Origin of the sequence: Pseudarthrobacter oxydans, from assembly GCF_030812335.1 — a bacterium.
GTDB lineage: Bacteria > Actinomycetota > Actinomycetes > Actinomycetales > Micrococcaceae > Arthrobacter > Arthrobacter oxydans_B.
The window spans coordinates 1-19,715 of the sequence record NZ_JAUSSN010000006.1 but is presented as its reverse complement, the minus strand read 5'-3'; the positions used below and the strand labels follow the sequence as shown (position 1 = coordinate 19,715).

Annotated in this window: 13 protein-coding genes and 1 tRNA gene; 4 read left to right on the top strand and 10 right to left on the bottom strand. The window is 66.4% G+C overall.

Annotated elements, in window-relative coordinates:
* Positions 1-11: 11 nt before the first annotated feature.
* The 10 genes from J2W14_RS11155 to J2W14_RS11110 form a co-directional block, all read right to left on the bottom strand.
* Positions 12-656, bottom strand: coding sequence for a hypothetical protein (locus J2W14_RS11155; RefSeq protein WP_307462422.1), 645 nt, complete (start codon positions 654-656; stop codon positions 12-14).
* Positions 657-1,131: 475 nt separating this feature from the next.
* Positions 1,132-2,691: a methionine--tRNA ligase gene (gene metG / locus J2W14_RS11150; protein WP_307462421.1), complete on the bottom strand. Its 1,560-nt coding sequence runs from the start codon at positions 2,689-2,691 to the stop codon at positions 1,132-1,134.
* 9 nt (positions 2,692-2,700) lie between these two features.
* The gene (locus tag J2W14_RS11145) at positions 2,701-3,468 is read right to left on the bottom strand and encodes an ABC transporter ATP-binding protein (RefSeq protein ID WP_370871262.1); all 768 of its coding nucleotides are present in this window, start codon (positions 3,466-3,468) and stop codon (positions 2,701-2,703) included.
* The gene (locus J2W14_RS11140; RefSeq protein ID WP_307462419.1) at positions 3,465-6,254 is read right to left on the bottom strand and encodes an ABC transporter permease; all 2,790 of its coding nucleotides are present in this window, start codon (positions 6,252-6,254) and stop codon (positions 3,465-3,467) included. The genes J2W14_RS11145 and J2W14_RS11140 overlap by 4 nt, the downstream gene beginning before the upstream one ends.
* Before the next feature lie 202 nt (positions 6,255-6,456).
* Positions 6,457-8,052, bottom strand: coding sequence for a phosphoglycerate dehydrogenase (gene serA / locus J2W14_RS11135; RefSeq protein WP_307462417.1), 1,596 nt, complete (start codon positions 8,050-8,052; stop codon positions 6,457-6,459).
* A gap of 126 nt (positions 8,053-8,178) precedes the next feature.
* The gene (ilvC, locus tag J2W14_RS11130) at positions 8,179-9,204 is read right to left on the bottom strand and encodes a ketol-acid reductoisomerase (protein ID WP_307462416.1); all 1,026 of its coding nucleotides are present in this window, start codon (positions 9,202-9,204) and stop codon (positions 8,179-8,181) included.
* Positions 9,205-9,282: 78 nt separating this feature from the next.
* Positions 9,283-9,795: an acetolactate synthase small subunit gene (gene ilvN / locus J2W14_RS11125; protein ID WP_307462414.1), complete on the bottom strand. Its 513-nt coding sequence runs from the start codon at positions 9,793-9,795 to the stop codon at positions 9,283-9,285.
* Between the two features lie 2 nt (positions 9,796-9,797).
* Positions 9,798-11,696 carry an acetolactate synthase large subunit gene (locus J2W14_RS11120; RefSeq protein WP_307462412.1) on the bottom strand — a complete coding sequence of 633 codons (1,899 nt, stop codon included), beginning with the start codon at positions 11,694-11,696 and terminating at the stop codon, positions 9,798-9,800.
* 406 nt (positions 11,697-12,102) lie between these two features.
* On the bottom strand, positions 12,103-13,824 hold the full coding sequence (gene ilvD, locus J2W14_RS11115) for a dihydroxy-acid dehydratase (RefSeq protein ID WP_307462411.1): 1,722 nt from the start codon (positions 13,822-13,824) through the stop codon (positions 12,103-12,105).
* A gap of 129 nt (positions 13,825-13,953) precedes the next feature.
* Positions 13,954-14,892: a LysR family transcriptional regulator gene (locus J2W14_RS11110; RefSeq protein ID WP_307462408.1), complete on the bottom strand. Its 939-nt coding sequence runs from the start codon at positions 14,890-14,892 to the stop codon at positions 13,954-13,956.
* Between the two features lie 104 nt (positions 14,893-14,996).
* Here J2W14_RS11110 and J2W14_RS11105 point away from each other — a divergent pair, with 104 nt between their 5' ends.
* The 4 genes from J2W14_RS11105 (at position 14,997) to J2W14_RS11090 (ending at position 19,363) form a co-directional block, all read left to right on the top strand.
* The gene (locus J2W14_RS11105; RefSeq protein WP_307462404.1) at positions 14,997-16,079 is read left to right on the top strand and encodes a sunset domain-containing protein; all 1,083 of its coding nucleotides are present in this window, start codon (positions 14,997-14,999) and stop codon (positions 16,077-16,079) included.
* 48 nt (positions 16,080-16,127) lie between these two features.
* Positions 16,128-17,282, top strand: coding sequence for a PQQ-dependent sugar dehydrogenase (locus tag J2W14_RS11100; RefSeq protein WP_370871260.1), 1,155 nt, complete (start codon positions 16,128-16,130; stop codon positions 17,280-17,282).
* A gap of 116 nt (positions 17,283-17,398) precedes the next feature.
* Positions 17,399-17,474: transfer RNA gene (locus tag J2W14_RS11095), tRNA-Lys, on the top strand.
* Between the two features lie 194 nt (positions 17,475-17,668).
* On the top strand, positions 17,669-19,363 hold the full coding sequence (locus tag J2W14_RS11090) for a family 16 glycosylhydrolase (protein WP_307462400.1): 1,695 nt from the start codon (positions 17,669-17,671) through the stop codon (positions 19,361-19,363).
* Positions 19,364-19,715: the final 352 nt, after the last annotated feature.

The following is a 19,715-nucleotide window of genomic DNA, read 5'->3' as shown; positions in this document are numbered from 1 at the left end:
TTACCGCTTTGCTAGTTTTCGGTGCTCCTGGCGCGCCGTCCGCCCTGCCAAACCACCGTTGCCGCTCCCGCGGTGAACACTCCGGTCAGCGCCATCAGCCACACGGGAATGCCGGTGTCCGAGGTGCGGCCTGCCGCGGTCTGGACGTTGTAGCCGGCGTTCGTCTTTGTGGCGGCAGCTGCGGGTTTCGCAGCCGGAACAGCCGCCTTCGGAGCCAGGACCGCGGGCGCCGGCGTGTTAGCCGAGGCGGGAGTCGTGTCCGCTCCCGGGGCTTCCGCCTCCGGGTCCGGGGTCTCCACCTCCGGGTCCGGAGTTTCCACCTCCGGGTCCGGGGTTTCCACCTCCGGGTCCGGATCAGCCGGCGGGACAACAACGGCGACGCAGTTGTTGGCCAGCAGTGCGATATTGGCGGCGTCCAGGTTCTGGCCGTCGGGGTAAATGTCCCCGTCGTTGGCCGGCACGATGTCGAGCGTGTCGTCCGCGTGGGCCACCAGCGCGCTGAGGTTGATCGTCTCCGCAACGAAGGCGTTCCCTTCCGCGCTGGTTGCGTGGCAGATCGTGATCTTCTTCTCGTCCGCGGGAGCCGCGTTGGCAGTGACAGCGGCCGACATGAGCCCCAGCCCCACAACCCCCAGTGTGGCAATTGTTTTTCTCATTTGTCCGTCGCTCCGTCCAGTCAGATTTGAAACTGGCTTGACCGCGCGGAGTAACCGTCTTTCGAGACCCAAGAAAAATCAACTATTCGAGACCTCCAACAGCGAATTGAATGGTGACAGTTACTCCCCAGCAGTGTCGTCAGTTCGCTTGCTATCTCAGGCTAGGCGGGACATGCCCGCCGGGTCGTGAGTAGGAGGTACTTGTCTAATCGATGGACTAATACCCTGTTCCAGCCCGCGGTACTCAGTACTGGGGACATTAACTACCTGCTGGTAGCCTTTTGCGGCAGCCCGCCCTCCCCAGGGGGCTTCCGGCCCGGCTTGACTACTCGGATTAGCCCCAGGCGCCCGCGAGTACAACGCAAACGCTCCCCCACCCCGGTGAGGGTGAAGGAGCGGTTCGAGGTGAGACTTGGCGCCCATGTTGCGCAGCGGCATGGGCGCCAAGTCTCACCTCGGCGGACAGGCCGGCCGGTTATGCCTCGGCCGGCTCCTCGTACTTCGGGAAGACCGGGGCGGGGGCGGGCAGCGCCGTTCCGGCTGCGATCGGCGTGCCCAGGGCGGTGAACTCCCGCGCCTGCCCCTCCGGCTGGCCCAGGGTGTCCAGGATGGCCGCCGTCGCCGCCGGCATGACCGGCTGCGCGAGGATGGCGACGATCCGCAGCACCTCAAGCGTGACGTACAGGACGGTGTTCATGCGTTCGATGTCGGTCTTCCGCAGCACCCAGGGCGCCTGCTCGGCGAAGTACGCGTTCGTGTCGCCCAGGACAGTCCAGATCGCTTCCAGGGCGCGGCTGAACTCCTGCTTTTCGAAGGCGGCGCGGGAAATACCCAGCAGCCCGTTGGCCTGGCCCAGCAGCGCGGCGTCCTCGGCGGTGAAGCCCCCGGGGGCGGGGACGGCGCCGTCGCAGTTCTTCGCGACCATGGACAGCGAACGCTGGGCCAGGTTGCCGAAGTTGTTGGCCAGGTCCGCGTTCATCCGGCCCACGATCGCGTCGTGGCTGTAGGAGCCGTCCGCGCCGAAGGGAACCTCGCGGAGCAGGAAGAAACGCACTTGGTCCAGTCCGTACTGGGCGACCCAGTCCGCCGGCGCCACCACATTGCCGAGCGACTTGGACATCTTCACGCCCTGGTTGTGCAGGAACCCGTGGATCATGACGCGTTTGGGCAGTTCCAGCCCGGCCGACATCAGGAACGCCGGCCAGTAGACGGCATGGAACCGGGAGATGTCCTTGCCGATCACGTGGACGTCGGCCGGCCAGTACTTCCGGAACAGTTCGGATTCGGTGTCGGGAAAGCCGACGCCGGTCAGGTAGTTGGTCAGTGCGTCGACCCAGACGTACATCACGTGGTCCGGGTTCCCCGGGACGGGGACGCCCCAGTCGAAGGAGGTGCGGCTGATGGACAGGTCCTCGAGCCCTCCCTTGACGAAGCTGACGACCTCGTTGAAGCGGTTGTGCGGGGCTCCGAAGGACGGGTGGTCCGCGTAGAGGGCCAGCAGCCTGTCCTGGTAGGAGGAGAGCTTGAAGAAGTAGCTCTCCTCTTCGGTCCAGGTCACCTCGGTGCCGGTTTCGGATGCGTAGCGCAGCCCGTCGGCCTGCACCTCGGTCTCGTCCTCCACGAAGTACCGCTCGTCGCGGACCGAATACCAGCCGGCGTACTTGGAGAGGTAGATGTCCCCGTTGGCTTCCATCCGCTGCCAGAGCGCTTTGGCCGCCTCGTAGTGGTCCGGGTCCGTGGTGCGGATGAAGCGGCTCAGGGAGATGCCAAGGTCATCGCTCATCTGGCGGAAGGCGGCGGAGTTGCGGTCGGCCAGCTCCTTGACCGGGATGCCTTCCTTTTCCGCCGTCTGCTGCATCTTGAGGCCGTGCTCGTCCGTGCCCGTCATGAAGAAGACGTCGTAGCCGTCCAGGCGCTTGAAGCGCGCCATCGCATCGGTGGCGATGACCTCGTAGGCGTGGCCGATGTGCGGCACGCCGTTGGGGTAGCTGATGGCCGTGGTGATGTAGAACGGGGTCTTTTCAGAAGTTGTCACAGCTTTAACCTAGATCAGTTCGGTGAGGGTATCGCTCTGGCGGACAAGTTCGTGGTCATGTGAAGCCACCAGGACGGCGATTCCGTCCGAGGTGGTGTCCTTGAGGATGCTGATGATGCGGTTGGCCGAGGCCCGGTCCAGGCTGGCGGTCGGCTCGTCGACGATCAGCACCCGGGTGCCGAGGATCAGGGCCCGGGCGATCGCCACGCGCTGGCGTTCACCGCCGGACAGCTGGGCCGGGCGGTGGCGCATGCGCCGGCCCAGGCCGACGAGGTCCAGGAGGTCCTTGGCCATGTCGCGGCGCTGGTCCACCTCGCCGTCGGGCACAGCGGGCAGCAGCACGTTCTCGAGCGCGCTCATTCCGTCGATCAGGGCACCGCCCTGGTCGACGTAGCCGATCAGGGCACGGCGGCGGTCGGCGATTTCGTCGTCGCCCATCGTCTCGAGCGAATCGCCCTCCCAGAACACCCGGCCCGACGTCGGCAGGGTCAGCCCCGCGCCGACCGTCAGGATGCTGGTCTTGCCCGAGCCGCTGCGGCCGGCGACGCAGTGCATCTCGCCGGCGTGCAGCGTCAGGTTGAAGTCATCCACCACGTTGACGGCTTCTGCCCCGCCCTTGCCGCCGCCGTAGTGGATCGTGATGCTGCTGAGCTCCAGCGGTGTGGCGTGGTCCGCAGCCTTCACGATCGTGTTGGCGCGCGTCTGGTGGCCACCGCGGCGGGTGCTCGCCGTCATCCGCTCGTGATCCTCACGGTCAAGGTTCAGGTCGTTGTTCATCGGACCACTTTCGTTGCAATTGGAATCCAGCAAAGTACAGCCACGAGCCCGGCGACGGCGGCCCAGAGCGCAGCATAGGGGGCGAGGAGGAGACCCACGCCCAGGGCGCCGAGGACGCCCAGCGGCAGCGCGACGGTCCCCACCATGGCATTTTCGAAGAAGCGGACCTGGCCCAGCATGTCCGGGTTCCAGCCCATCGCCTGCAGCGTGCCGAGGTACTGGCGCTTGGCCTGCAGCTCGAAACGGCCGGTGACCATTGTCAGCAACAGGCCGACCGCCACCCCGGACAGACCCAGAATGATGCTCGGCAGGGTGATGCTGGCAGCAGCCAGCCCGCTGAGCGCGCTCGCTCCGGCAGCCCGGGGAATGTCGATCAGCAGGGCGACCATGCCGCCGACCGCCGCAGCGAAGACGCCGACGGCGACGGCCAGGGAAATGGTATTGAACTTGTTGGTGCTCAGCTGCCGGTTGGCGAAGGTCAGCGGGGAGTCCACGGCGATGAGCCGTTCGTCGTGCTGCGGTTCCTGATCCACCACGTCGCGGTGGCGCAGCTGCTGGGCGGCGAAGAAGGCCGCCCCCGCGTAGAGCACCAGCACGGAGGCCGAGACGATCGCCGTGGCCGGGTTCCAGCTGAGCAGGCTCAGGACGATTCCGGCAACGGCCAGCAGGGCCGCCCCGACACCAAATTCGGCCAGCACCCAGGACCGGATCCGTGCCTGGGTCCACCCCATGGCGCGCAGGGTCCCGGCCTCGCTGCGGCGCTTGCGGACGTAGCTGACGGTGGAGGCACCGGTCAGCAGGGCCGCACCGATAAGGGTCAGGAACAGCAGGGTCAGATTGGTGCCGGTGAGCGACCCGGAGACGGCGTCCGCGGCGTCCTGGCGGACCCACGACTGCTGCACGGTGCCGAGCGGGGATTCCTTGCCGGCGTCATCCTTGGAGTAGCCGGGGACGAAGATGCTGGCGTCCTCGCGGGCTGAGCCGGCCACAATGGTTGCCTGCAGGCCCATGTCCCGGATCTCGTTGGCGAGCTGCTCCACCTCGGGCTGCGCCTCTTTCCAGCTGCCGGGCACTTTGGCCCGGACCCGGACGGCGTCGATCACGGAGGCGTTGTCCTCGTAGCCGCGGGCGGCGGCGAGGCCGTAGTAGTCGGTGATGGCGCCGGCGGACTGGCTGGCCAGGCCCGTGGCGCTCAGGGAGGGCTTGAGCTCGGTGTTCTCGACGTCGTTGCCGGACGCGTCCTTGGTCAGCGTGAACGGCGTGGGGTCATAGCCGCCCAGGGGCAGGCGGTTGACGTCGCCGGCCACGTCCTTGACCTGTTCGGCGTCGAACGTGCCGTAGACCATGGCGAGCGGCGTGGCGAGCTTCTGGCCGGTCTCGAGGTCTTCGCGGTAGGCGCGCTCATCCACGGGCTTGCGCTGTGTCTGGTCCACGGGGACGCCGTTGGCGGCTTTCTCCGGGAGGCGGTTCACGGTGACCCACTCGCCGGGGATGGCGCTCTTGTCCACGGCGCCGTTGCCGGCGGTCGCGCCGTCCTGGTACTTGGGGGCGGAGGCGAAGTCGGTGCTCCAGGTCGCAGGGTTGTAGAGGCCCTGGCTGAAGCCTCCGGTGTCGCCGAGCAGCTGTGCCAGGTCCTTGGACCCGGGCCAGGCCAGGGCGAACGGGGACTTGGAGACGAACGGCAGGTAGTCCTTGTCCAGCGAGCGGGTCACGGTCCCGACGTCCTTGACGACGTTGCCGGAACCGTCGATTTCCTCGATCTTGACCGAGTACTCGAGGTCCAGGGAGGTGCCCGAGCGGACAATCAGCGGAATGGCCTGCGAGTCTTCGGTCAGCTGGCCGTCGCGCTTGGCCTGCTGGTACTGGCTCATCAGCGGGGCCCAGTACTTGAGCTTGACGCCGAGGAAGTCGGGGCCTTCCTTGAGTTCGTCCATGCTGATGCCGGTGGTGAAGAGGCTTTCGAAGTGGCGGCCGATCGCGCTGGCGCTGCGGGCGTCGGCGGGCGGGGCCTTCTCCAGCGGGGCGAGGAAGTCTCCGGCGGGCCCGAGCAGGGCACGCTCGGCGACGGGGTCGACGGCGACGACGGATTCCGTCACCTGCGGGGCGAGCGGCAGGGACACGGAAAGGTTGAAGAGGCTGTGCTCGGAGCCTCCGGCCGGGGCCGGGAACTTGACCCCGGTCTCCCCCTCCGGGCCCGCGATGCGGACGTTCTTGCCGCCCTCGACCTGCTCTTCAATGAGCTGGGCCTTGCCGAGGGACCCTTCGGCCATGGTCTTGAACAGGGTGTGGTCGGACTGGCCGTCGGAGCTGACGGCGCTGGCGGTGAGCCGGTAGTTCTTCGGGGTGTCGGACAGGACCGATTCCGCGGCCGGCCATTTGACCGGATCAGTGGCGCTGGGGTCCCCGGCGGTGCCGACGAGTCCGGCGTTGTAGCCGAGGTAGTCGGTGGCATCCAGGCGCGGGGACTCAAGGTTCTGTGTGACCCGGGAGACGAGGCTGATGGGGGCCGCCACGGAGGTGCCGGAGAGCTTGCGGAGGGAGTCCAGCTGGTCGAAGCTGATTCCGCCCTGACCGGTGGCGATGTCCGGCTGCATGAGCCCGCCGTTGTCGTCGGCCCTGGCCTGGACAAGGATGTCGTAGAGCCCGCGCGAGTTCTGGTCGACGGTCCGGTTCAGAGCGGCCTGCGACTGACCCTGCACGAGGACCGAAAGGCACATGGCCGCGATCAAAATGGACGCGGTCAGCAGAAGCACTCGGCTTCTGATGAACCTCTGGACGGCGTTCATTGGGCTCCTGAAAGCTGGATTGCGTGCGCACACCGAAGTTCATTCCATGCGGAAGTGAAGGCGTCCCCTGCCGGGTGTGCAAAGAAAAGGCCGGGCTGCCGGCCGGATCCGAAATTCGGACGTAGCCATTGTACGCAGACCGGCCATGTTCCCGCGGACACCGGCGGCGGCCTGGCCGCCGCCGGTGTCCGCGGTGAAGACATCAGTCCTCGAGGTCGACCTCGCGCACCATGTCGGCGCCGATTCCGGCCTTGATGGCGTCCAGGACCTGCTGCGGGACGGAGCTGTCGATGGTCAGCAGGGCGAGCACCTGGCCGCCCTCGTCCTGCCGGGCGACCTGCATGCCGGCGATGTTGATGTTGTTCATGCCCAGAATGTGGCCAATGGTGCCGATCACGCCGGGGCGGTCCGAGTAGGCGACCACCACGAGGTGTTCGCTGATCGGGATCTCCACCTCGAAGCCGTTGATCCCGACGAGCTTCTGGACCTGCTTGGGCCCCGTCAGGGTGCCCGCGACGGAGATCTGCGTGCCGTCGCTGAGGGCGCCCCGGAGGGTCAGGACGTTGCGGTAGGACTCGGTGTCCGGCGTCGTGATCAGGCGGACGTTGATGCCGCGCTGCTCGGCGATCACCGGGGCGTTGACGTAGGAGACCTGCTCGGTCACGATGTCGGCAAAGATGCCCTTCAGCGCGGCGAGTTCGAGCACCTTGACGTCGAGGGAGGAGATTTCCCCGGCGACCTCGACGTCGAACTGGGTCAGCGAGGCGTGCGTCATGGCGGTGAAGATGCGGCCCAGCTTCTCCATCAGCGGGATGCCCGGGCGGACGTCCGGGGCGATCACGCCGCCGGCGACGTTGACCGCGTCGGGAACGAGTTCCCCGGCCAGGGCCAGGCGGACGGACTTGGCGACCGAGACACCGGCCTTTTCCTGCGCTTCGTCCGTGGACGCGCCCAGGTGCGGGGTGACCACGACGTTGTCGAGCTTGAAGAACGGCAGGTCGGTGCTGGGTTCCTTGACGAAGACGTCGACGCCGGCTCCGGCGATTTCGCCGGACTCCAGCGCGGTGTAGAGCGCCTCCTCGTCGACGAGGCCGCCGCGGGCGACGTTGACGACGTACGCGGTGCTCTTCATCTTCTTGAAGGACTCGGCGCCGAGCATGCCGACGGTCTCCGGCGTCTTGGGCATGTGGATGCTGATGAAGTCCGACTGCGCGAGCAGCTCGTCCAGGGTCACCAGCTGGACACCGAGCTGGGCGGCGCGGGCCGAGGTGACGTAAGGGTCGTAGGCGAGGATCTTCGTGTCGAAGCCCTTCAGGCGGGCGGCGACCAGCGCGCCGATCCGGCCCAGGCCGATGATGCCGATCTTCTTCTCGAAGAGTTCGATGCCGGTGTACTTGGAGCGCTTCCACTCGCCGTCCTTGAGCGCGGCGCTGGCCTGCGGGATGTGCCGGGCGAGGCTCAGGATGTGGCCGACAGTGAGTTCAGCGGCGGAGACGATGTTCGAGGTGGGGGCGTTCACCACCATGACACCGGCCCGGGTGGCGGCTTTGATGTCGACGTTGTCGAGGCCGACGCCTGCGCGGGCGATCACCTTGAGGTTCTTCGCGGCGGCGATGGCTTCGGCGTCAAGCTGGGTGGCGGAGCGGACCAGGATGGCGTCGACGTCGGCGATCGCAGAGAGCAGCTGGGAACGGTCGGCGCCGTCGGTCTGCCGGATTTCAAAGTCCGGGCCAAGGGCCTCGATCGTGGCGGGCGAAAGTTCCTCAGCGAGGAGTACTACAGGTTTGGTGCTTGTCACCGGTGACCTCTTTAGCTCTCTTGTATATCAGGTGGGGATTTTGGTGCAACGGGTGGTGCGGGTGGTGCCCTGCAGCAGGGAAGCCGGACCCCAATAATGGTGTCCGGCTTCCCTGCCGGTCAGTGCCTAGCGGGCGACTGAGCCTTCGGTGTAGTCGTCTTCGTTCTTGATCCAGGAGAACAGCTTGCGCAATTCGCGGCCGGTGGCCTCGATCGGGTGGTCCTCACCCTTCTTGCGCAGCGCCTTGAACTCGGGGGCTCCGGCGTCCTGGTCGTCGATGAAGCGCTTGGCGAAGGTGCCGTCCTGGATGTCCTTGAGGACAGCCTTCATGTTTTCCTTCACGTCCGGGGTGATCACGCGCGGGCCGGAGACGTAGTCGCCGTACTCGGCAGTGTCGGAGACGCTCCAGCGCTGCTTGGCGATGCCGCCTTCGACCATGAGGTCAACGATGAGCTTGAGCTCGTGCAGCACCTCGAAGTAGGCAACCTCGGGCTTGTAGCCGGCCTCGGTGAGGACCTCGAAGCCGTACTGGACCAGCTGGGAGGCGCCGCCGCAGAGGACAGCCTGCTCGCCGAACAGGTCCGTTTCGGTCTCTTCGGTGAAGGTGGTCTCGATGACGCCTGCACGGGTGCCACCGATGGCCTTGGCATAGGACAGGGCCAGTTCCCTGGCCTTGCCGGACGGGTTCTGCTCGACGGCGATCAGGTCCGGCACGCCGCGGCCGGCTTCGAACTCGCGGCGGACGATGTGGCCCGGGCCCTTGGGGGCAACGAGGGCGACGTCGACGTCTGCCGGGGGCTTGATGTAGCCGTAGCGGATGTTGAAGCCGTGGCCAAAGAAAAGGGCATCGCCCGGCTGGAGGTTCGGGGCGATGTCCTCGGCGTACACGTGGCGCTGGACCTGGTCCGGGGTGAGGACCATGATCAGGTCGGCTTCGGCGACGGCGTCCGCGACGTTCAGGACACGCAGCCCTTCGGCCTCGGCCTTGGCACGGGACTTGGAGCCTTCCTTGAGGCCGACGCGGACGTCAACGCCGGAATCGCGCAGGCTGAGGGCGTGGGCGTGGCCCTGGGAGCCGTAACCGATGACGGCGACGGTGCGGCCCTGGATGATCGACAGGTCGGCGTCGTCGTCGTAGAACATTTCAGTCACTGGGGTGTCTCCTTTTGTGGATTCTTGGGTGGTGCTTGTCGGTGAAACTTGTCTATAGCTGGTGTCTTACGCTGTGTCTTACGCGGAGCGTAGGGCCCTGTCGCTCATGGAGCGGGATCCCCGCCCAACGGCCAGGGTGCCGGACTGCACGATTTCGCGGACGCCGAAAGGCTCAAGCACTGAGAGCAGCGCCGTGAGCTTTTCGGGGTGGCCCGTTGCCTCAATGACAACCGACTCTGTGGAGACGTCGACCACTGATGCGCGGAACAGGTCTGCAGCCTGGGTGACCTGCAGCCGTGTTCCGGCATCCGCACGTACCTTGACCAGGATGTGGTCACGCTGTACGGAAGATTCGGCGGTGAGCTCAACGATCTTGATCACGTTGACCAGCTTGTTCAGCTGTTTGGTGATCTGTTCGATCAGCTCACCGTCGGCGTCGACGACGACGGTCATCCGGGACATGCCCGGAACTTCCGTCGGCCCGACGGCCAGGGAGTTGATGTTGAAGGCCCGGCGGGCGAAGAGGCTGGCGACGCGGGTCAGCACACCGGGCTTGTCTTCGACCAGAACGGACAGTGTGTGGCGGGTCATGTTCAGTCCTCCTCTTCCCATTCCGGGGTCATGTTGCGGGCAACCTGGATCTGGTCGTTGCTGACTCCGGAGGGGACCATCGGCCACACCATGGAGTTGGGGCTCACGACGAAATCGATGACCACGGGGCGGTCATTGATCTCCAGGGCCTTCTGGATGGTGGCGTCGATGTCCTCGTCGCGGTCGCAGCGGAACGAGGCGCAGCCGTAGGCGTCCGCCAGCTTGACGAAGTCCGGGATCCGGACGGTGTCGTGGCCGGTGTTGAGGTCGGTGTTGGAGTAGCGGCCCTCGTAGAACAGGGTCTGCCACTGCCGCACCATCCCCAGCGAGGAGTTGTTGATGATGGCAACCTTGATCGGGATCTTGTTGATCGCGCACGTCGCCAGTTCCTGGTTGGTCATCTGGAAGCAGCCGTCGCCGTCGATGGCCCAGACCACGCGGTCCGGGTTGCCCACCTTGGCGCCCATGGCGGCCGGTACGGCGTAGCCCATGGTGCCGGCCCCGCCGGAGTTCAGCCAGGCATGCGGGCGTTCGTACTTGATGAACTGTGCGGCCCACATCTGGTGCTGTCCCACGCCGGCGACGTAGACGCCTTCGGGCCCGGTGAGGGCACCGATGCGTTCGATCACGCGCTGCGGGGCGCTGAGGCCGTCGTCGGGTTCGGTCCAGCCCAGCGGGTATGTCTCCTTGAGGTTGTTCAGGAAGGCCCACCAGTTGGTGTAGTCCGGGGTGCCGGAGACGGCGAACACGGCGCGCAGGGCCTCGCTGAGTTCCGGAATGATCTCCTTGACCGAGCCCACGATCGGGACGTCGGCCGTGCGGTTCTTGGAGATCTCGGCCGGGTCGATGTCCGCATGGATGACCTTGGCGTTCGGGGCGAAGGTCTTCAGGACGCCCGTCACGCGGTCATCGAAGCGGGCACCGAGCGTGATCAGCAGGTCCGACTGCTGCAGCGCGGTCACGGCCGAGACCGTGCCGTGCATGCCCGGCATCCCGACATGCTGCGGGTGCGAGTCCGGGAAGACGCCGCGGGCCATCAGGGTGGTGACCACGGGGGCGCCGGAGAGTTCAGCGAGCTCCAGCAGTTCCGCCGAGGCGTGCGCCTTGACGACGCCGCCGCCCACATAGAGCACGGGCTTGCTGGCTGCCGCGATGAGCCGGGCGGCCTCGCGGACCTGCTTGTTGTGGCCGCGGAGCACCGGGTGGTAGCCGGGCAGGTCGATCTTCGGCGGCCAGGAGAAGGTCATCTGACCCTGCTGGGCGTCCTTGGCGACGTCGACCAGGACGGGGCCCGGGCGGCCGGTCGAGGCCAGGTGGAAGGCCTCGGCCATGACGTGCGGGATGTCGTTGGCGTCGGTCACCAGGAAGGAGTGCTTCGTGATCGGCATGGTGATGCCGACGATGTCCGCTTCCTGGAAGGCATCGGTGCCGATGACTCCACTGGCGACCTGGCCGGTGATGGCCACCATCGGCACGGAGTCCATGTGGGCATCCATGATGGCGGTGACGAGGTTGGTGGCACCCGGACCCGAGGTGGCGATGCAGACGCCCACCCGTCCGGTGACCATGGCGTAGCCTTGCGCGGCGTGGCCGGCTCCCTGTTCGTGACGGACCAGAATGTGGTTCATTCGGGAAGCCATCAAGGGGTCGTAGGTGGGCAGGATCGCGCCACCGGGCAAACCAAAAATATCGTCCACGCCGAGTTCTTCGAGCGAGCGGACGATTGCTTGTGAACCGGTCATCACCGTCGGGGGTACGACGTTGTTCGGTCCAAGGACAGGAGAGACGGCAGCAGTGTCGACGCCGGCGTCAGCCGTACGCTCGACGCGTTCCGAAGCCTTGTGGGCTCCAGCGGACTTAGTGGCCATCAGCGAGGGGCTGATCGGCGATCCTTTGCTCATCGGACTCTTCCTTAGTGGATCTTCGGTTGGATCTTCGGTGATCGGGGTACTGCTGGTGCTGCGTGGTGCTGGTGAACCGGTGGTGCGGAAATAAAAAAACCCCTCAGCCTGGCGGCTCTTCGAGGGGTTTGCGCGTGACGGTTCGTTACCAGTCGGGCTATGGAGCCACGCGCTTGGTAAGGACGACGGAGACACCTGCAGTGGCGCCGACGGTAACGAATGCGATCATGCGTTCAGTTTTCCCTCTTAGTGAGACGTGTGTCAACGAGCCTGCGCCCTGTCTCACTATTTGGACTTCATTGTCCACAGTCTGAACGCCAGCCCAAATGGCTCGCAGTTAATGACCATTATGACCGCTCATACCGGCAGCACGAGCGAGCCAGTTGGTTCAGCAGTTCAGTCTCGGCTACCCGCAATATGCGCCGGTGGAGGCGCTGTGGACGAGCTTGGCGTACTTGGCGAGCACACCCTTGGTGAACTTGGCCGGGAGCGGCTCCCAGCCGACCTTGCGGGAGTCGAGCTCCGCCTCGTCGACCAGGAGGTCGAAGCTGCGGGCGGCGATGTCCACGCGGATCCGGTCGCCGTCCTGGACGAAGGCGATGGGGCCGCCGTCGACGGCTTCCGGGGCAACGTGGCCGATGCACAGGCCAGTGGTGCCGCCGGAGAAGCGGCCGTCGGTCAGCAGCAGCACGTCCTTGCCCAGGCCGGCACCCTTGATGGCGCCGGTAATGGCGAGCATTTCGCGCATGCCCGGTCCGCCCTTGGGGCCCTCGTAGCGGATGACGACGACGTCCCCGGCCTTGATCTGGCCCTTGTCGAGCGCGTCCAGGGCACCCTGCTCGCGTTCGAAGACGCGGGCGGTGCCCTCGAAGACGTCGGCGTCGAAGCCGGCGCTCTTCACGACGGCACCTTCGGGGGCCATCGTGCCGTGCAGGATGGTGATGCCGCCGGTCTTGTGGATCGGGTTGTCCATGGCGCGGAGGATCTTGCCGTCCAGGTCCGGCGGGTTAATCGCCGCGAGGTTCTCCGCGACGGTCTTGCCCGTGACGGTCAGGCAGTCCCCGTGCAGCAGGCCGGCGTCGAGCAGCGCCCGCATGATGACCGGGACGCCGCCGATCTTGTCGACGTCGGTCATGACGTAGCGGCCGAACGGCTTCAGGTCACCCAGGTGCGGGATCCTGTCGCCGATGCGGTTGAAGTCGTCCAGGGTCAGCTCGACCTCGGCCTCGCGGGCGATGGCGAGCAGGTGCAGTACGGCGTTGGTGGAGCCGCCGAAGGCCATGGTCACGGCGATCGCGTTTTCGAACGCCTTCTTGGTCATGATGTCCCGGGCGGTGATGCCCTTGCGCAGGAGGTTGACCACCGCCTCACCGGACTTCCGGGCAAACTCGTCGCGGCGGCGGTCGGCCGAGGGCGGTGCGGCCGAGCCGGGCAGGGACATGCCCAGCGCTTCGCCGATGCACGCCATGGTGTTGGCGGTATACATGCCGCCACAGGCGCCTTCACCCGGGCAGATCGCCTTTTCGATGCGCGTCAGGTCTTCGAGGCTCATCTTGCCGGCGGCACAGGCGCCCACGGCTTCGAAGGCGTCGATGAGGGTGACTTCCTTTTCGGAGCCGTCCTCCAGCTTGACCCAGCCGGGCATGATGGAGCCGGCGTAGAGGAAGACGGCGGCGAGGTCCAGGCGGGCGGCGGCCATGAGCATGCCGGGCAGGGACTTGTCGCAGCCGGCCAGCAGCACGGAGCCGTCGATGCGCTCGGCCTGCATGACGGTTTCCACGGAGTCGGCGATGACCTCGCGGGACACCAGCGAGAAGTGCATCCCCTCGTGGCCCATGGAGATGCCGTCCGAGACGGAGATGGTGCCGAACTGCATCGGGAAACCGCCGCCGGCGTGCACGCCTTCCTTGGCGCCCTGGGCAAGCCGGTTCAGGGAGAGGTTGCAAGGAGTGATTTCATTCCAGGAGCTGGCCACACCAATCTGCGGCTTGGCGAAGTCGTCGTCGCCCATGCCGACCGCCCGGAACATCCCGCGCGCGGGCGCGGCGTGGATTCCGTCGGTAACAACCCGGCTGCGGGGCTTGATGTCCGGTTTGGTGTCTGTCGCTGTTTGGGTGTCCTCACTCATGGGTCAAAGTCTAGGGCTCCGTTGCGGGGCCCAACGACCCGGAATGGAGCATTAAGCGCAAAACCGGGAATGTTTCGACCAAATGGTGGACTTCCGTCTCACTTGATGGACCCATCGCTGCGAAGCGGCTCAATTGAGGTGGGCGGCGTCACGCAGTTCCGGTGCTTCGGCGACGGACTGCGCTTCGGCTTTGAGCAGGGTGAGCACCTGCTGGATGGTGGTCCGGGCCGCCACATCGGGGCGGGCGAGCGCGACGATGCTGCGGCTGGCCTTGACCCCGGCCAGCGGGCGCAGCACGAAGCCGCGGCCCTGGTTTTTGAGGGCCGTGTAGCGCGGCAGCAGGCTGAGCCCGTGCCCGGCGCTGACCAGGGCCTCGAGGACCCGGAGGTCGGGGAAGGTCTGCGCGCGGACCGCCGGGGAATCGGCCTGCACCTCGATCTGGCGGAGCACGGTGTCGAAGGGGAACCCCTCGGGAACTCCCATCCATGGGAAGCCTATGACGTCTTCGGCCCGCAGCGTCGCCTTTCCGGCGAGCGCATGGCCCTCGGGGATGGCGACGTCGAGCGGCTCGTCGAGGAGCGGCACGACCGTCAGTCCCAGCCGGGCGAAGACGTCCGGCCCGTCGACGCTGTGTGCCAGCACGATGTCATAGTCGGATGTCAGGCCCGCGAATCCGGCCACGTTGGGGTCCTCGAAATGGGCCTGGAAGCGGAGGCCATCGATGGATTTGACGCGGTGCAGGAGTCCGGGGAGGAACATCTCGGCGGCACTGGGGAAGAACGCGGCCTTGACATGGGTCTGCCAGCCGCGCCGGTAGGTGTCGATGGTGGCCTCCGCGCGGGCCATGGCAGTGGAAACCTCGGCGGCCGCCACTGCCATCGCGAGTCCGGCCTCGGTGAGGCGCACCCCCCGGCCCGACTTCTCCACCAGGACAACCCCCAGCTCTTCCTGCAGGGTCTTGAGCTGCTGCGAGACGGCGGAGGGCGTGACGTTCATGGCCTCCGCCGTGGCGCCGACCGTGCCCCGGTCGGCGAGCTCGCGGAGAATACGCAGTCTCTTGAAATCCATGAAATGAGGCTACAGGGCGGCGACATGGAGGCTGGACAGCCCCCTTCGGGCAGACGTACCGTCAAGCGACGGCAACCTTGCCTCATGGACAGAAAGGCTCTGCTATGGATTGGATTATCTGGCTCGTCGTCATCGTGGCGATTGTCGCCATCGTCTGGTGGCTACTCAACCGCAACAGCTCCCGCAGCAGCTCCGGCTCCGCGGGAAGCGGGACTGCCACCCACGATTCCGGCGCTCCCCATCCGCACGACGTCGACCACGGCGCCTCCCACCGCGGCGCCCTCTCCGGCGGCGGGTCAGCCGCTTCCGCGTCTGCAGCCGGCCTTGCCTGGATGCCCACGGCTGCCGGTTTCAACCAGGCCGAACCCGAAGCCGAACCGGAACCCAAACCCGACGCCGGCGCGACCGCCGAGGATGCAGCGGCCGCTGAGGCGCGCGCCGCGGCGCGCGCAGCTGCGGCGCGCCCTGCCCCGACCGCCGCCGCTGAACCCGCCGCTGAGCCCGCGGCGGAACCCGACGAAGCTGCAGCGGAGGCGGCCCCGGCCGGGGCTAGCCCCGAATGGGAAACCCAGTGGTCCGAGACCCCGCCGGCTGAGCCGCATGCCGAGCTCCATCAGAAGCCGGGCGCCGGCAGCCATGGCGACCACACGGCGGCCGCCGCGGCGGCAGCGGCAGGCGGCGCGACAGCAGCAGGCGTTCCGGTGCACCACCCTGAATACACCGAGCCCCACGCCCCCACCCTGCCCGGCGCCGAATCCGCCGCGGCGGAAACTGACGCGGAGGCTGGCCTGGACGCTAGGGCCGTAGGCGGGGCTTCCGTGCCCGCGCCGCCGCCGGCAGAGGAGCCCGCACAGGAGCCGGTGCAGGCTCCGGCTGAACCCGGCCCCGCCCAGGCCGAGACCCGGCAGGCAGCCGTGTCCTCGGCGGCGTCCGAGACGGCTGTGGGCCACACCGCGGAACCCGCCGGCCATCTCGCCGTCGACCAGCCGTATGGCGAGGGATCGGCAGCACCGGCGCCTGACGGCAGCGGACCCGAGGGTTTTACGGTCAAGGGCGACGCCTCCTCGATGGTCTACCACGACGAGACCAGCCCCGCCTTCGAGGAGACCCGGGCCGAGGTCTGGTTCCTCTCCGCCGCGCATGCCGAGGCGGCGGGTTTCCGGCCACCTCGGCGGACGCGGCAGTAGCCCTGTGGACGGGCTGCAGGGAACCGGGGAACGGGTCCCGGTGTACTGATGACGGGGACGAGAGCAGGGCGGTGGGCGGGCCTTCCGTTGGCCGCCGCCATTCTGCTGAGCGGCTGCACCCCGGGTGACGGCGGCGGCAGCACCACACCCGCCACGGCTCCCCCGGCCGGCGGAGGCACCGTGTCCCCGGGCCCGGAGGGGTCCTCCCCCGCCGGGACCCCGCCGGGCGTCGACCAGCCGACGGTTGTTGGGAAGATCGACGCCGAACTACAGGTGCCGTGGTCCACGGTCTTCCTTCCGGACGGCACAGCCGTCATTTCCGAACGCGAGACCGCCCGGCTCCGGAGCATCGCGCCCGGCTCTGGCAACGGGAGTGCCGGCACGATTGGCAAGGTGCCCGACGTCGACGCCGACCGCGAGGGCGGGCTGTTGGGGCTTGCTCTGTCCCCGGACTTCGCGAGGGACCGGTACCTCTACGCTTACTTCACCTCCGCGGGTGACAACCGGATCGCACGGTTCCGCCTCGAGGAGCGTGCCGGAAAGCTGGAGTTGGGGCCGTCGGAGGTCATCTTCTCCGGAATCCCCAAGGCCTCCACGCACAACGGCGGGCGGATCCGGTTTGGACCGGACGGCCTCCTGTACGTCGGCACCGGCGATTCGCAGCGCCGCGGGCAGCCCCAGGACGTGAACGCCCTCGGCGGCAAGATCCTGCGCCTCACACCAGAGGGACGCCCTGCACCGGGCAATCCGTTCGGCGACAACCCGGTGTACAGCCTGGGCCACCGTAACGTCCAGGGGCTCGCCTGGGACAGCGCCGGCCGGCTGTGGGCCAGCGAATTCGGGCCCGACGTCGACGACGAGTTGAACCTGATCGTGCCCGGCGGCAACTACGGCTGGCCGGAGGTCACCGGCGCCCCACACCGCGCCGGGTTCCTCGACGCGAAGGTGGTGTGGCCATCGACGTCGGAATCCTCTCCCAGCGGGCTTGAGACCGTCGGCGACACGGCCTACCTCGGCGCGCTCCGCGGCCAGCGGCTCTGGGCCGTTCCCCTGGATGGCGAATCCGCCGGTGATCCCGTGAGCTATTTCACACGAATGTACGGGCGGATCAGAAGCGTCTCGCTGGCTCCGGACGGCCGTCTGTGGGTGCTCAGCAACGATAGAAACCCTGATTTTGTGCTGGTTTTGCAGCTGCCGGAGTAGCTGCCGGACCTCCTTCCGGCCCGATTTCACACTCCGCCCAAACTCGTGTAGAGTTTCATGTCGTTGCGGAGAACAACGCGGGAACAAAAAGACCGCGGTGAACGAAAACAACAGATGCACCTCTAGCTCAACTGGCAGAGCAATTGACTCTTAATCAATGGGTTCCGGGTTCGAGTCCCGGGGGGTGCACCACCAAAGAAAACCCCGTCTTCATTGGCTGCTGGCCATGAGGGCGGGGTTTTGTTTTGCCCGCAAATCCCGCGAAGGGATATCTTCGGGTTGGGGATCCCGGCCCGCGGTGCCCGAATACTGGCGTGCGACTTTGGCTGAGGCGCCTGGGCGCGGTCACATAGGCATCCGCCGCAGGAGCCCCTATCATCTGTCGTATGCGTAAACAATTGTTCGCCCTTGGGGTGGTGGCATTGTTGCTGGCCGGCTGCTGGGCCCCCTCACCTCAACCGCCAGAAACGACGGCGGCGCCGGCCCCCACCTCAGCATCAGCCATGCCGACGCCTGCCACGTCAACGACAGGCTCGGCCGCGACAGATCTTAACTGGGGCACGCCGATCGCTGGCGACGAGTTCAACTACACCGGCGCACCGGACGCCGCCAAGTGGTCCGTGTACAACAGTGCCGGGCACGCGGGGAATGGTATTCGGAGTCCCCAGCAGGTTACGGTAGACGGCTCCAAAATGGTCATGACTGGGACACCGGACGGGACGACCGCTGGAATGAGCGCGAAGTTTGCAAGACAGAAGTACGGCCGGTGGGAGGTCCGCGCTGCGGGTTCGGGTGACAATGAGTATCATATGGTTTCGATCCTGTGGCCGGACAGTAGGAATTGGCCGTGTGACGGTGAGGTCAACTACGCGGAGACGATGGGTGACTGGAACCTCATCAAGTTTTTCCTCCACTATTCGTGCGATGACCGGCAGGTGTCAGCGTCCAAGGCTCTCGACGTCTCCCAGTTTCATAACTACGCGGTGGACTGGTCCCCGGAGGGGATGGTCGGTTACGTCGATGGGGTGAAGTGGTTTGAGAGCACCGACGCGGCGCACCAGCCCCCGGGTTCGATGCACCAGACGCTACAACTGGACTGGGTCCCGGACGACACGGCTGACGGCGCTGCGGAAATGCGTGTGGATTGGGTCCGCGTCTATGCGGCAGCCGGTCCTACTCCCGCTCCCCCGCCGCCGCAGTCCGGTGAGTCGTTTGAGTTCGCCGCCACCGGGGATATGAACCCTTCGGGTAACACGTCGGCCACGTCGCACAGTGGTAAGAACGCGGCTAGCATCATCGCCAGTCTCAACGACGGTTCGCTGGACAATTTCCTTGCGCTGGGCGATTTCCAGTATGAGAAGGGCACCTGTTCCGCGCTCGGGGCTTACGACCAGTTGTGGGGTCCGGCTAAAGCCAAGACGTACTGGACCGCTGGCCCGACTCATGATGTTGCACCAGGCGTGAATGACGACGTTGACCGGTACATGGATGGGCAGTGCGTGTCCACGGTGAAGAGTGCGACGAGCTCCGATCTGGGACGGTTCCAAGACGCTCTGGACTGGTATTCGTTCGACAAGGGAAACTGGCACATTCTTGTAGCGCCTTCGGCCGCATGGCGTCATGACGCTAAGCGGGCGGAGGCGATGACCTCGGAGATGGATGCTGACCTGAAGGCGGCTAAGGCCGATGGAAAGCATCTGGCGGTTATGTCCCATGATCCGTATTTCACCAGCGACACGTCGAGGCATACCCGCTTGTCTAAGGCGAAGCCGTGGATTGACGTTTTCTGGGCGAACCGCGTTCGTGTGTTGCTGTCCGGCTCACAGCACAATTATGAGCGGACCTGCCCGGTTAACAGCGCGGACCTGTGTGTTGAGGACGGGATGCAACATTTTCAGGTGTCCACTGGTGGAATGGGCCTCCGGGCGTTCACCAGCGACCCCTCCTATGTGCAGCGGAAGTTTAGCGACACATGGGGTCACCTACGGATGAGCCTCAAGGCTGACGGCTCTTATACGTGGGAATTCCGTCCCGTTTCTGGCGCAATGCAGACTGACAGTGGGTCTCGAGGCCCTGGCTAGTTCCTCGGTTCCGATCACCGCCGGTTCGGGCACGAATATTGATACCGTCACCATGCCCGGCGGCGACCACAGGCCGGTTGTCGATGACGAACACTTCGGAGACCCAGCCGGCAAGAGTGCGGACCTAGGCAGGGATCAAACTCGTCGATGATCAGGATCGCGCCGGGCCCGCCCGGATGGCGGTTGACAGAGGTGAACAGGTCATCCCGCACAGCGTCCGGTCCCGATCGGTAATCGAGAGCAGGCGTTGTATGCCTCCTCGCGGTGTAGGAACTCGGGCAGCATGCTGCCGGGGCGCCGGGGGTCCTCGTCTGATATACCCAGGTGGAGGTCGCTGAGGAGCCACCACCGC